Origin of the sequence: Burkholderia sp. KCJ3K979, assembly GCF_016759955.1 — a bacterium.
In the GTDB taxonomy this organism is placed as follows: Bacteria; Pseudomonadota; Gammaproteobacteria; order Burkholderiales; family Burkholderiaceae; genus Burkholderia; species Burkholderia orbicola.
In genome coordinates this window covers 1-13,136 of record NZ_JACFYV010000188.1, presented here as the reverse complement: position 1 = coordinate 13,136, position 13,136 = coordinate 1, and the positions used below count along the sequence as shown (strand labels likewise).

The following is a 13,136-nucleotide window of genomic DNA, read 5'->3' as shown; positions in this document are numbered from 1 at the left end:
GGGGATACGCGCGGCTCTGCCCACGCGCCGACGATCCGTCGCCGGTCGTGCGCGAGCATGTCGAATGGGCGCTGCGAGCCGCGTGAAGGCGGCGTAAAGTGTCGTCGGCGCGTGGGCAGAGCCGCGCGTATCCCCCGGTCAGGAGAATTCAATGTTCAACGCAGTCATCGACGCGCCGTTCGGCAAGGTCGGCATCCGCACGGATGCCGCGGTGGTGCGCGAGATCGTCTATCTGCCCGAATCGATGAAGTCGGTCGATCCGGATTCGGCGCTCGCGAAGCGCGCCGTGAAGCAGATCGAACGTTATTTCGAGCGCGCGTCCGCACGCTTCGACCTGCCGCTCGCGGACGTCGGCAGCGCATTCCAGCACCGGGTGTGGGACGCGATCAGCGATATCCCGCCCGGGACGGTGTTGACCTACGGCCAGGTCGCGAAGCGGATCGGCAGCGCGCCGCGCGCGGTCGGCCAGGCGTGCGGCGCGAACTATTTCCCGCTCGTGATTCCGTGCCATCGCGTCGTCGCGGCGGGCGGTCTCGGCGGATTCGCGAACCACGACGACAACGGCTATTACCAGCAAGTGAAGCGCTGGCTGCTGACGCACGAGGGCGTGCCGTACTGATGAGCGAACCGATGATTTCCCCCGCCGCCGACAACGACACCGACGCCGCATCGCCCGCGCTGCTCGCGAGCCGCGCATCGATCGACGTGTTCTGCGATGCGTTGTGGCTCGAGCACGGGCTCGCGCGCAACACGCTCGATGCGTACCGGCGCGACCTGGCGCTGTTTTCCCAATGGCTGGCCGCGACGCACGACGCGCCGCTCGACTCGGCCGACGAGGCGATGGTGACGGGCTATATCGCCGCGCGCAGCGACGGCAAGGCGACGTCGTCGAACCGGCGGTTGTCCGTGTTCCGCCGCTATTACGGCTGGGCCGTGCGCGAGCATCGCGCGAGCGCCGATCCGACGCTGCGGATCACGTCCGCGAAACAGGGGGCCCGGTTCCCGTCGACGCTGTCCGAGGCGCAGGTCGAGGCGCTGCTCGGCGCACCCGATATCGGTACGCCGCTCGGCCTGCGCGATCGCACGATGCTCGAGCTGATGTACGCGAGCGGGCTGCGCGTGAGCGAGCTCGTGACGCTGAAGACGGTCGAGGTCGGCCTCAACGAAGGCGTCGTGCGCGTGATGGGCAAGGGCTCGAAGGAGCGGCTCGTGCCGTTCGGTGAAGTCGCGCACGGCTGGATCGAACGCTACCTGCGCGACGCGCGGCCGGCGCTGCTCGGCGCACGCGCGGCCGATGCGCTGTTCGTGACCGCGCGCGGCGACGGGATGACGCGCCAGCAGTTCTGGAACATCATCAAGCGTCACGCGCAGCAGGCCGACGTGCGTGCGCACCTGTCGCCGCACACGCTGCGGCACGCGTTCGCGACGCACCTGCTGAACCACGGCGCCGACTTGCGTGTCGTGCAGTTGCTGCTCGGCCACAGCGACATCTCGACCACGCAGATCTATACGCACGTCGCGCGCGAGCGGCTCAGGACGCTGCACGCGCAGCATCACCCGCGCGGCTGACGCGCGACGCGGGCATGTGGCTCGGCGTGAGCCGCAATGTGGACTCGCGTGCCGTCGCGTCGGCCGCGTCAGACCAGCTCGCGCAGCCGGTGCTTGAGCACCTTGCCGGTCGACGCGGCCGGCAGCGCATCGAGCACGCGGATGTGCGCAGGGCGTTTGTAAGCGGTGAGCCGATCCGCGCACCATGCGTGCAAGGCTGCCTCGTCCGCCGCCGCGCCCGGCACCAGTTCGACGAACGCGAGCACTTCCTCGTTGCCGTCGATCGCGCGGCCGATCACGGCCGCCTGCACGACGTCCGGATGCGCGTTCAGCACCTGCTCGACCTCGACCGGATACACGTTGAAGCCCGAGCGGATGATCAGCTCCTTGCTGCGGCCCGCGATCGTCACCGCGCCGTCCGCTTCCTGCCGCGCGAGATCGCCGGTGCTCAGCCAGCCATCGGCCGACACGGCCGCGCGCGTCGCGTCCGCGTTGCGGTAGTAGCCGAGCATCACGTTCGGCCCGCGCACGCGGATCTCGCCGACTTCGCCCGGCGGCACGTCGCTGCCGTCCGGCGCGACGATCCGTACGTCGACGCCCGGAATCGGCACGCCGACCGAACTGTCCGTGCGCGGCGCGTCGAGCGGCGTTTGCGTGACCGTCGGGCTGCTTTCGGTCATCCCGTAGCCGTTGTGCAGCGGCACGCCGTACACGTGCTCGACGCGGGCCTTCAGGTTCGCATCGAGCGGAGAGCCGCCCGAATACGCGAAGCGCAGCCGCGGCGCGCGCCACGCGTGGCCGTGCGTGTGCAGGTGTTCGAGCAGCTTCGCGTGCATCGCGGGCACGCCCTGGAAGATCGTCACGCCTTCGTCGGCGAGCGCGACCCGGACGGCTTCCGGCGAGAAGCGCGGCGCGAGCCGCAGCGTCGCGCCCGCATACAGGCTGCCGAGGCATACCGACGCGAGCCCGTACACGTGCGACACGGGCAGCACCGTGTAGACGACGTCGTCCGGCGACACGCGGCGCAGCATGCTCGACGTCGCCGCGATGAACAGCAGGTTGCGGTGCGACAGCATCACGCCTTTCGGTGTGCCGGTCGTACCGGTGGTGTAGATCAATGCCGCGCATTGTGCGGCGCTGTCGGCGGCCACCGGCTCGGCGGGCGCGCTCGCGTCGACGTGATACGACCACGCGCCGATGTCGACCGGCAGCGCCGCGGCCGGCGTGGCGCCGAGCCGCTCGGCATGGGCGCGCGCGTCGGGCGATACGTCGGTCGTGAACGCGATCAGCTTCGGGCGCGCATGCGCGGCGATCGCGTCGAGCTCGGCGGCCGACAGCCGCGCGTTCGACACGAGCGCCCATGCGTCGAGGCGGGCGGCGGCGAACAGCAGCACGATCTGCGCGACGCAGTTTTCGGCGACGATCATCACGCGGTCGCCGCCTTGTACGCCGAGACTCGCCAGCCGCGCGGCCGCCGCGTCGACGGCCTGCGCCAGGTCGCCGTACGACAGCCGGCGCGCATCCTCGATCAGCGCCGGCTGCGCGGGCGACTGCGCGGCCCGGTGCGCGGGCACGTCGGCGATGCGGCGCGGCAGCGCGGCGAGCAGCGCATCGACATCGAGCGATTCGGATGAACGGATGGGCGAGGACATGGCGTCTCCAGATGAAGGGCCGGCGGCAGCCGACGATATTTGCGAACGATCGTGCCATGGCGAGACGCGCGCCACAATCAGCCAATCGGGCAATAGCGCTTCACGATGTCTGCAATGATGATGGGCGCAATCGTGACGGCGACGCGGTGGGCCGGCGGAAAACGGGCCGCGAGTATACCGTCGGCGCGGGCTCGCCACTGCGCGCCCGGCGATCGTTCGCCATTAAAATGCCGCCATGAGCAAATCCAGACACGTGTCCGAAACCCCTGCGACCCAGCTGCTGCGCCGTCATGGCGTCGCGTTCGGCGAGCATCCGTACGAATACGTCGAGCACGGCGGCACCGGCGAATCGGCGCGCCAGCTCGGCGTCGACGAGCACAGCGTCGTGAAGACGCTCGTGATGGAAGACGAGCACGCGAAGCCGCTGATCGTGCTGATGCACGGCGACCGCACCGTATCGACGAAGAATCTCGCGCGGCAGATCGGCGCGAAGCGTGTCGAGCCGTGCAAGCCCGAGGTCGCGAACCGCCATTCGGGCTATCTCGTCGGCGGCACGTCGCCGTTCGGCACGCGCAAGACGATGCCCGTCTACGTCGAGTCGACGATCCTCGCATTGCCGACGATCTACCTGAACGGCGGCCGGCGCGGCTACCTCGTCAGCCTCGCGCCGGCGGTGCTCACGTCGCTGCTCGGCGCGCAGCCGGTGCAGTGCGCGAGCGTCGACTGAGGGTTTCACCTTCGTGGCACCCCGCGCCCGTTCGGTAGAATGGGCGCCGTTTCGGCCTGCCGGCTTGCCGCGCCCGGCCGTCCCTTTCCCGATACGTTGAAAGAAGAGTCCTCCGCATGCAGATCCTGCTCGCCGCCCTCGTTGCCTACCTGATCGGTTCGGTGTCGTTCGCCGTCGTCGTCAGTTCCGTGATGGGGCTGGCCGACCCGCGTTCATACGGGTCGAAGAACCCCGGGGCGACCAACGTGCTGCGCAGCGGCAACAAGAAGGCCGCGATCCTGACGCTCGTCGGCGACGCGTTCAAGGGCTGGATCGCCGTCTGGCTCGCCCGGCACTTCGGCCTGCCCGACGTCGCGATCGCGTGGGTCGCGATCGCCGTGTTCCTCGGCCATCTGTACCCGGTGTTCTTCCGCTTCCAGGGCGGCAAGGGCGTCGCGACCGCGGCCGGTGTGCTGCTCGCCGTGCACCCGGTGCTCGGGCTCGCGACCGCGCTGACCTGGCTGATCGTCGCGTTCTTCTTCCGCTATTCGTCGCTCGCGGCGCTGGTGGCGGCCGCGTTTGCGCCGGTGTTCGACGTGTTCCTGTTCGGCATGCCGGGCCACAACCCGATCGCCTGGGCCGTGCTGGCGATGAGCGTGCTGCTCGTGTGGCGTCACCGCGGCAACATTTCGAAGCTGCTCGCGGGGCAGGAGAGCCGGATCGGCGACAAGAAGAAGGCGGCCGCGGACGGCGGCGCGCAGGACGGCGGGAAAGCCTGAGAAAGCGCGGCGCCGGGCGCGCCGCGTGTGCGGGGCCCGGCCGGATGACGCGACGGGCCGGCGGCCGGTCAGTCGCGGAAGTTGTTGAAGTCGAGCGGCGTGTCGGTCACGTCCTTGCGCAGCATCGCGATCGTGCTCTGCAGGTCGTCGCGCTTCGTGCCCGAGATGCGCACCGCGTCGCCCTGGATGCTCGCCTGCACCTTGATCTTGCTGTCCTTCACGAGGCGCACGATCTTCTTCGCGAGGTCGCCCGTCACGCCCTTCTTCACGGTGACGACCTGCTTGACCTTGTCGCCGCCGATCTTCTCGACCTTGCCGTAGTCGAGAAAGCGCACGTCGACGTTGCGCTTGGCCAGCTTGCCGATCAGCACGTCCTTGACCTGGCCGAGCTTGAAATCGTCGTCGGCGAACAGCGTCAGCTCGCGTTCCTTCTGCTCGACGCGTGCGTCGGAGCCCTTGAAGTCGAAGCGCGTCGAAATTTCCTTGTTCGACTGCTCGATGGCGTTCTTCACTTCGATCATGTTCGCTTCGGAAACGACGTCGAACGATGGCATGGCATTCTCCCTTGAGATGCGGGCACCCGGCTCACGCACGGGCACTCGCTATAATTGCGGACTGTTTGCCATTTTACCGATGCCCCTCCGTTTGCCCAAGGCCGGCCATGCGCCGCCCGGGCCGACGTGACCGCGAATGCCGATGCCCCCTGACGATTCCGCCCTGTCGCTGCTTCCCGACCATCCGCTCGCCGCGCACAACACGTTCGGCATCGCCGCGCGTGCGCGCTTCGCCGCGCGCATCACGCAGGCGGCGCAGTTCGAGGCGCTGCATCGCGACCCGCGGGTCGCGAACCTGCCGCAACTCGTGCTCGGCGGCGGCAGCAACATCGTGTTCACGCGCGATTTCGACGGCCTCGTGCTGCTCGACGAGATCGCGGGCCGCCGCATCCTGCGCGAGGACGACGACGCGTGGTACGTCGAGGCCGGCGGCGGCGAGAACTGGCACGCGTTCGTCGCGTGGACGCTCGAACACGGGATGCCGGGCCTAGAGAATCTCGCGCTGATCCCGGGCACCGTCGGCGCCGCGCCGATCCAGAACATCGGCGCGTACGGCCTCGAGATGAAAGCGTATTTCGATTCGCTGGTCGCGGTGGAGCTGGCGACGGGGCGCCGCGAGCGCTTCGACGCCGCGCGCTGCGCGTTCGGTTACCGCGACAGTTTCTTCAAGCGGGAAGGGCGCGGCCGGTTCGCGATCGTCGCGGTGACGTTCCGGCTGCCGAAGCAATGGACGCCGCGGCTCGGCTATGCGGACGTCACGCGCGAGCTCGACGCGCGCGGCATCACGCCCGAGGCGGCAACGCCGCGCGATGTATTCGATGCGGTCGTCGCGATCCGCCGCGCGAAGCTGCCCGATCCGCTGGTGCTCGGCAATGCGGGCAGTTTCTTCAAGAATCCGGTGATCGGCGCCGCGCAATTCGATGCGCTGCGCGCCCGCGCGCCGGATGTCGTGTCGTATCCGCAGCCGGACGGGCAGGTGAAGCTCGCGGCCGGCTGGCTGATCGACCGCTGCGGCTGGAAGGGGCGCGCGCTCGGTGCGGCGGCCGTGCACGACCGCCAGGCGCTCGTGCTCGTCAATCGCGGCGGCGCGACGGGCGCCGACGTGCTGGCGCTGGCGCGGGCGATCCAGGCCGACGTGCGCGCGCAGTTCGGCGTCGAGCTGGAGGCGGAACCGGTCTGCCTGTAACGCAGCGCGCGCCGGTTTTGGCGCGCCCAAACGAAAAGCGCCGATCGTCGACCGGCGCTTTTTTTACGCGTGTGCGTTGAGCGGCGCGTCAGTGCTTGAGGCGGCCGAGCAGCAGGAACTCCATCAGCGCCTTCTGCACGTGCAGGCGGTTTTCCGCTTCGTCCCACACGACGCTCTGCGGGCCGTCGATCACGCCGGCCGTCACTTCCTCGCCGCGGTGCGCGGGCAGGCAGTGCATGAAGAGGGCATCCGGATTCGCATGGCCCATCATTTCCTCGTCGACGCACCAGTCGGCGAATGCCTGCTTGCGCGCCTCGTTCTCGGCCTCGAAACCCATGCTCGTCCACACGTCGGTCGTCACGAGATCGGCGCCCTTGCACGCTTCGTTCGGATCGTCGAACACCTCGTAGAACGGCGCGCTGTCGGGCGACACGAGCTTCATGTCGAGCGCATAGCCGGGCGGCGTCGACAGGCGCAGCTTGAAGCCGAGGATCTGCGCGGCCTCGATCCACGTGTAGAGCATGTTGTTCGCGTCGCCGACCCACGCGACGGTCTTGCCGGCGATCGGGCCGCGGTGCTCGTAGTACGTGAAGATGTCGGCGAGCACCTGGCACGGGTGGTATTCGTTCGTCAGCCCGTTGATCACCGGCACGCGGGAATTCTGCGCGAAGCGCGTGATCACGTCCTGCTCGAACGTGCGGATCATGATGATGTCGACCATTCGCGAGATGACCTGCGCGGAATCCTCGACGGGCTCGCCGCGGCCGAGCTGCGTGTCGCGCGTGCTCATGAACACGGCGTGGCCGCCGAGCTGGAAGATCCCGGCCTCGAACGACAGGCGCGTGCGCGTCGAGCTCTTCTCGAAGATCATCGCGAGCGTGCGGTCGTGCAGCGGGTGATAGGTTTCGTAGTTCTTGAACTTGCGCTTCAGGATACCCGTGCGTTCGAGCACGTACTCGTAGTCTTCCAGCGAGAAATCCTTGAACTGCAGGTAGTGACGAATGGTTTTGGCGGTCATGAAACGAAATACGGCGGTCTCACCCGGCCGCGAGGCCGGACGGCGCCGCCGTCGGGTGTGGATAACTCAAAGCAGCATAAAGGATTTTCTGTGCTTTGACGAGCCGTGGAACGACGCGGGGCAGGATCGCCGCGCCCGATCCGCGGTGCGGGAAGAGGGCCGTCGGGACGACGCGCGATGGCGCGCTGCGGTATAATTCGAAAGTTTTCTCCAGCCCGGCAGGCAAGGCTTTTCGCGCTCTGCCGGACACAAGCCGTGCGCTGCACACATCCGGTGCAGTCCACCGGCGGCGCGCATCGACGCCCCGTTTTCGGGATATCGATCGGCTCGTGCCGCCGCCTCTCCAGCTTTGTGTTCGCGTATCCAGGCGCCGTTGCCTGGACATCGCCGGGCCGTCACTTGGGTAACCACATGGCTGAAACCCCTCCGACCGAATTTTTCATCCAGGGCATCACGAAAGACGGGAAAAAGTTTCGCCCGAGCGACTGGTCGGAACGTCTGGCCGGTGTGATGGCCTGCTTCGGGCCGGGGGCGAGCGGGCCGAATGCGCGTCTCAAGTATTCGCTGTACGTGCGCCCGACGATGCTCGGCGACCTGAAATGCGTGATCCTCGATTCGCGGTTGCGCGACATCGAGCCGATGGCTTTCGATTTCGTGCTGAATTTCGCGAAGGACAACAACCTCGTCGTGACCGAGGCGTGCGAATTGCCGGACTACAACACGAAGAAGTGACTGATGCCGACGGGCGAGGGCGCGAGTTGCGCCCGCCGGGCAACTGCCGCTGCGCACGATGCGCGGGCGGCAGGCGACAAAAAAGCCCGCCTAGGCGGGCTTTTTCGTGATCGCAGGAAACAGGAACGCCCGCCTGAGCGGGCGCACCGGAGTTACGCTGCTGCCTGCAGGCCCTTGACGGCTGCGGCCAGGCGGCTCTTGCTGCGAGCGGCCTTGTTCTTGTGAACGATCTTCTTGTCGGCGATCGTGTCGATCGTCTTCACGGCAGCCTTGAACAGCTCGGCAGCCTTTGCCTGGTCGCCGGCTTCAACAGCCTTGCGAACCGACTTGATCGCGGTACGGAATTTCGAGCGCAGCGCCGAGTTGTGCGAGTTTGCCTTCGCGGCCTGGCGGGCGCGCTTGCGTGCTTGTGCGGAGTTAGCCATGACGGTTCCTTATCCTGTCCTGTTTCCAGAGCTTGGAGCCTGACGGCCAAGCGCTGCTTTTCGATCCGTCCCCTGAGAACGATTGCCCAGGGGCGCATAAAAAAACGGTGATTTTAACCGAGGCCGGGACATGAAAACGGCAGTTGCCGTGCATGTACGAGCCCAGAAACCGGCGATTATAGCAACAAAATCAAGCGAGTGGCAAGTTCAACGTGATGTCGGCCGGATGGGGCCGCGGGCGGCCGGTGCGCTTTTCGGCATCGGCCGGTGGCCGGGTCGCGCAACGTCCGTATAATAAGCGCCCCATGAATCTATTCCGAGCCCTGCTGACGGTCAGCGGCTTCACGCTGCTGTCGCGCGTGACCGGACTGGCCCGCGAGACGCTGATCGCCCGTGCGTTCGGCGCCAGTCAATACACCGACGCGTTCTACGTCGCCTTCCGTATCCCGAACCTGCTGCGCCGCCTGTCCGCCGAAGGCGCGTTCTCGCAGGCGTTCGTGCCGATCCTCGCCGAGTTCAAGAACCAGCAGGGGCACGATGCGACGAAGGCGCTCGTCGACGCGATGTCCACCGTGCTCGCGTGGTCGCTGGCCGTGCTGTCGGTCGTCGGGATCGCGGGCGCGTCGTGGGTCGTGTTCGCGGTCGCGTCCGGCCTGCACAGCGACGGCCAGGCGTTCCCGCTCGCGGTCACGATGACGCGGATCATGTTCCCGTACATCGTGTTCATTTCACTGACCACGCTCGCGTCGGGCGTGCTGAACACGTACAAGAGCTTCTCGCTGCCCGCGTTCGCGCCGGTGCTGCTCAACGTCGCGTTCATCGCCGCGGCCGTGTTCGTCGCGCCGCTCCTGAAGGTGCCGGTCTACGCGCTCGCGTGGGCGGTCATCGTCGGCGGCGTGCTGCAGTTTCTCGTGCAGCTGCCCGGCCTGAAGAAGATCGACATGGTGCCGCTGATCGGCCTGAACCCGCTGCGCGCGCTGCGTCATCCGGGCGTGAAGCGCGTGCTCGCGAAAATGGTGCCCGCGACGTTCGCGGTGTCCGTCGCGCAACTGTCGCTGATCATCAACACCAACATCGCGTCGCGGCTCGGGCAGGGTGCCGTGTCGTGGATCAACTACGCCGACCGCCTGATGGAGTTCCCGACGGCGCTGCTCGGCGTCGCGCTCGGCACGATCCTGCTGCCGAGCCTGTCGAAGGCGCACGTCGACGCCGATTCGCACGAATATTCGGCGCTGCTCGACTGGGGCCTGCGCGTCACGTTCCTGCTCGCGGCGCCGAGCGCGCTCGCGCTGTTCTTCTTCGCGACACCGCTCACCGCGACGCTGTTCAACTACGGCAAGTTCGACGCGCATACCGTCACGATGGTCGCGCGCGCGCTCGCGACCTACGGGATCGGCCTCGTCGGCATCATCCTGATCAAGATCCTCGCGCCGGGCTTCTATGCGAAGCAGGACATCAAGACGCCCGTGAAGATCGCGATCGGCGTGCTGATCGTCACGCAGCTGTCGAACTACGTGTTCGTGCCGCTGATCGGCCACGCGGGCCTCACGCTGAGCATCGGCGTCGGCGCGTGCCTGAATTCGCTGCTGCTGTTCCTCGGGCTGCGCAAGCGCGGCATCTACCAGCCGTCGCCGGGCTGGCTGCGCTTCTTCGTGCAGCTCGTCGGCGCGGCGCTCGTGCTCGCGGGCCTGATGCACTGGTGCGCGATCAGTTTCGACTGGACCGGCATGCGCGCGCAGCCGCTCGATCGCATTGCGCTGATGGCTGCGTGCCTCGTGCTGTTTGCTGCACTATATTTCGGTATGTTGTGGGTGATGGGCTTCAAATACGCTTACTTCAGAAGGCGCGCCAAGTGACGACCGCAATGACCCGCGTCCTCGACTACTTCAGCACGCTCGTGGCGGACGACGACAGTCTGCCCGTCACGGAAGCCGCGCTGTCGCTGGCGCAGGACGCGTATCCCGACCTCGACCTGCAGGGCACGCTGGCCGAACTCGACATGCTGGCGGCGCGGCTGCGCCGGCGGCTCGCCGACGATACGGACCTGAAGGGCCGCGTCGCCGCGCTGAACGACTTCTTCTTTCGCGAGCTCGGCTTCGCGTGCAATCACAACGATTACTACGACCCCGATAACAGCCACCTGAATGCCGTGCTGAAGCGGCGGCGCGGGATTCCGATCTCGCTGTCGGTGCTGTACCTGGAGCTCGCCGAGCAGATCGGCGTGCCGGCGCGCGGCGTATCGTTCCCCGGCCATTTCCTGCTGCGCGTGACGCTGCCGGATGGCGACCTGATCATCGATCCGACCAACGGCCATTCGCTGTCCGAAGCCGAGATGGTCGAGATGCTCGAGCCGTACGTCGCGCGGGCGGCGGGAGCGGTCGACAGCGCGTTGCGCGCGCTGCTGCAGCCCGCGACGAGCCGCGAGATCATCGCGCGGATGCTGCGCAACCTGAAGACGATCTATCTGCAGACGGAGCGCTGGCAGCGGCTGCTCGCGGTGCAGCAGCGGCTCGTGATCCTGCTGCCCGAGCAGCTCGACGAGGTGCGCGACCGCGGCTTCGCGTATGCGCGGCTCGACTACCTGCGCCCCGCGCTCGAGGATCTCGAGCAGTATCTCGGCGAGCGGCCCGAGGCGGAAGACGCGACCGTCGTCGAGTCGCAGGTCAGCGAATTGCGGCAACGGATGCAGCGCGACGGCGAGGATTGAGCCGCCAGCGCGCTGCTTCTTGTACATGGAAAAAACGCCCGCATCGCGGGCGTTTTTCTTGCGCGCGTGCCGCAGGGGCGTGCAAATCGCGACAAGCGAAAAAAAGCCGCCCGGACCGGGCGGCTTGCGGATGCGCGACGCACTGCTTACTTCAGTGCGTCGAACGCGCGCTCGCGGATTTCGTCGACGGTGCCCAGGCCCGAGATCTTGCGATACTGCGGCGCCTTCAGACCGTTTTCCTCGCCGCGCTGCGCCCAGTCGCCGTAGTACGTGATCAGCGGCTTGGTCTGAGCTTCGTACACTTCGAGACGCTTTTTGACAGTTTCTTCCTTGTCGTCGTCGCGCTGGATCAGCGGTTCGCCCGTCACGTCGTCGTGACCTTCGACCTTCGGCGGGTTGAACTTGACGTGGTACGTGCGGCCCGATGCAGGATGCGTGCGGCGGCCGCTCATGCGCTCGATGATTTCCGAGAACGGGACGTCGATCTCGAGCACGTAGTCGATCGCGACGCCGGCTTCCTTCATTGCGTCAGCCTGCGCGATCGTGCGCGGGAAGCCGTCGAACAGATAGCCGTTCGCGCAGTCGGATTCCTTCAGGCGCTCCTTGACCAGGCCGATGATCAGCGCGTCCGGCACGAGCTTGCCGGCATCCATGTAACCCTTCGCCTCGACGCCGAGCGGTGTGCCGGCCTTGACGGCCGCGCGCAGCATGTCGCCCGTCGAGATTTGCGGAATGCCGAATTTTTCCTTGATGAAGTTTGCCTGGGTGCCCTTTCCCGCGCCGGGCGCGCCCAACAGGATCAAACGCATGGTGATATCTCCAAGTATGTAGATTCGTGTGGCGAGACACAAAGGCGTCGGCGACAGCGGGCGCGGGGCTCGCCCGGCGCGTGGCGGACCGGTCTGATGCGGCGCGTCGGCCAGGGCGACGCGCGGCTGCCGGCAGGGCCACGGGCGGGGTCAAGCGAGGACGCGCTGGTCGCGGACGGCTCGCACAATCGCCTGATTATGCCACGGGTTATTTTGAACCCGGCTGAAAAAGGGCCTGCACGCGCGCGAGATCGGCCGGCGTATCGATGCCGGCTTCGGGCGCGGATTCGGTGATCAGCACCGCGATGCGCTCGCCGTGCCACAGCGCGCGCAACTGTTCGAGCTGCTCGGCCTGTTCGATCGGCGCCTGCGCGAGCGACGGATAGGTGCGCAGGAAACGCGCGCGATACGCATAGAGGCCGATGTGCCGATAGACCGGGAAAGCCGGTCCAGGCATGGCCGCGACGTCGGGCCAGTGCGGCTGGTACGCGTCGCGGCTCCACGGAATCGGCGCGCGCGAGAAGTACAGCGCGACGCTCTGCGCGTCGAGCGCGACCTTCACGACGTTCGGATTGAACACGTCGGCCGCGTCGTGGATCGGGTGAGCGGCGGTCGCGATCGCGCACGCCGGATGCGCGGCCAGGTGCGACGCTACGTCGCGCACGAGCACGGGGTCGATCAGCGGCTCGTCGCCCTGCACGTTGACGACGACGGTGTCGTCGCGCCAGCCGAAGGCCGCCGCGACTTCCGCGAGCCGGTCAGTGCCGGACGGATGGTCGGCGCGCGTGAGCACCGCTTCGAAGCCGTGATCGCGCGCCGCGTCGAGCACGCTCTGCGCGTCGGACGCGACGAGCACCTGTTGCGCGCCCGCTTCGCGCGCGCGCTCGGCGACACGCACGACCATCGGCTTGCCGCCGAGATCGGCGAGCGGCTTGTTCGGGAGCCGCGTCGACGCGAGCCGGGCGGGAATGACGGCGATGAAGGGTTGCGGGTGAGTCATCGGGGAGCGCTGGGAAGGAC

At 67.5% G+C, this 13,136-nt stretch carries 14 protein-coding genes; 8 read left to right on the top strand and 6 right to left on the bottom strand.

What is annotated here, in order from left to right; genetic code table 11:
* The first annotated feature begins 151 nt into the window (after positions 1-151).
* Together H3O04_RS28060 and xerD are read left to right on the top strand one after the other, a co-directional pair.
* On the top strand, positions 152-619 hold the full coding sequence (locus tag H3O04_RS28060; protein WP_011546053.1) for a methylated-DNA--[protein]-cysteine S-methyltransferase: 468 nt from the start codon (positions 152-154) through the stop codon (positions 617-619).
* Positions 619-1,569 carry a site-specific tyrosine recombinase XerD gene (gene xerD, locus H3O04_RS28055; protein ID WP_023477628.1) on the top strand — a complete coding sequence of 317 codons (951 nt, stop codon included), beginning with the start codon at positions 619-621 and terminating at the stop codon, positions 1,567-1,569. Before H3O04_RS28060 ends, xerD begins: the two co-directional genes overlap by 1 nt.
* Positions 1,570-1,637: 68 nt before the next feature.
* Here the strand turns inward: xerD and H3O04_RS28050 are convergent, their stop codons facing one another.
* Positions 1,638-3,200, bottom strand: a complete 1,563-nt coding sequence (locus tag H3O04_RS28050; RefSeq protein WP_202588903.1) for a class I adenylate-forming enzyme family protein — start codon at positions 3,198-3,200, stop codon at positions 1,638-1,640.
* Between the two features lie 235 nt (positions 3,201-3,435).
* Between H3O04_RS28050 and ybaK the strand changes: the two genes are divergently transcribed.
* Positions 3,436-3,927, top strand: coding sequence for a Cys-tRNA(Pro) deacylase (ybaK, locus tag H3O04_RS28045; protein WP_006478011.1), 492 nt, complete (start codon positions 3,436-3,438; stop codon positions 3,925-3,927).
* A gap of 116 nt (positions 3,928-4,043) precedes the next feature.
* Entirely contained in the window at positions 4,044-4,685 is a 642-nt protein-coding gene (gene plsY / locus H3O04_RS28040; protein ID WP_006478012.1) for a glycerol-3-phosphate 1-O-acyltransferase PlsY, read from the top strand.
* Positions 4,686-4,753: 68 nt separating this feature from the next.
* On the opposite strand, the gene H3O04_RS28035 is transcribed toward plsY, so the two are convergent.
* Positions 4,754-5,239 carry a YajQ family cyclic di-GMP-binding protein gene (locus tag H3O04_RS28035; RefSeq protein ID WP_006478013.1) on the bottom strand — a complete coding sequence of 162 codons (486 nt, stop codon included), beginning with the start codon at positions 5,237-5,239 and terminating at the stop codon, positions 4,754-4,756.
* A 136-nt stretch (positions 5,240-5,375) separates the two neighbouring features.
* Between H3O04_RS28035 and murB the strand changes: the two genes are divergently transcribed.
* Positions 5,376-6,425 (top strand): UDP-N-acetylmuramate dehydrogenase, encoded by a 1,050-nt coding sequence (murB, locus tag H3O04_RS28030; protein ID WP_043888617.1) that lies wholly within the window; start codon positions 5,376-5,378, stop codon positions 6,423-6,425.
* Positions 6,426-6,513: 88 nt separating this feature from the next.
* On the opposite strand, the gene argF is transcribed toward murB, so the two are convergent.
* Complete coding sequence (gene argF / locus H3O04_RS28025; RefSeq protein WP_006482207.1) at positions 6,514-7,443, bottom strand: ornithine carbamoyltransferase; 930 nt, start codon at positions 7,441-7,443, stop codon at positions 6,514-6,516.
* A 411-nt stretch (positions 7,444-7,854) separates the two neighbouring features.
* On the opposite strand from argF, the gene H3O04_RS28020 reads away from it, so the two are divergent.
* Entirely contained in the window at positions 7,855-8,175 is a 321-nt protein-coding gene (locus H3O04_RS28020; protein WP_011546046.1) for a DUF3579 domain-containing protein, read from the top strand.
* A 152-nt stretch (positions 8,176-8,327) separates the two neighbouring features.
* Here the strand turns inward: H3O04_RS28020 and rpsT are convergent, their stop codons facing one another.
* The gene (gene rpsT, locus H3O04_RS28015; protein WP_006482211.1) at positions 8,328-8,600 is read right to left on the bottom strand and encodes a 30S ribosomal protein S20; all 273 of its coding nucleotides are present in this window, start codon (positions 8,598-8,600) and stop codon (positions 8,328-8,330) included.
* Positions 8,601-8,905: 305 nt separating this feature from the next.
* Between rpsT and murJ the strand changes: the two genes are divergently transcribed.
* Positions 8,906-10,456 (top strand): murein biosynthesis integral membrane protein MurJ, encoded by a 1,551-nt coding sequence (murJ, locus tag H3O04_RS28010; RefSeq protein WP_105797669.1) that lies wholly within the window; start codon positions 8,906-8,908, stop codon positions 10,454-10,456.
* Positions 10,457-10,464: 8 nt separating this feature from the next.
* Positions 10,465-11,307 carry a SirB1 family protein gene (locus H3O04_RS28005; protein ID WP_011546044.1) on the top strand — a complete coding sequence of 281 codons (843 nt, stop codon included), beginning with the start codon at positions 10,465-10,467 and terminating at the stop codon, positions 11,305-11,307.
* A gap of 146 nt (positions 11,308-11,453) precedes the next feature.
* On the opposite strand, the gene adk is transcribed toward H3O04_RS28005, so the two are convergent.
* Positions 11,454-12,116 carry an adenylate kinase gene (adk, locus tag H3O04_RS28000; RefSeq protein WP_006482212.1) on the bottom strand — a complete coding sequence of 221 codons (663 nt, stop codon included), beginning with the start codon at positions 12,114-12,116 and terminating at the stop codon, positions 11,454-11,456.
* 208 nt (positions 12,117-12,324) lie between these two features.
* The gene (gene kdsB / locus H3O04_RS27995; RefSeq protein WP_023477932.1) at positions 12,325-13,116 is read right to left on the bottom strand and encodes a 3-deoxy-manno-octulosonate cytidylyltransferase; all 792 of its coding nucleotides are present in this window, start codon (positions 13,114-13,116) and stop codon (positions 12,325-12,327) included.
* Between the last annotated feature and the right edge of the window lie 20 nt (positions 13,117-13,136).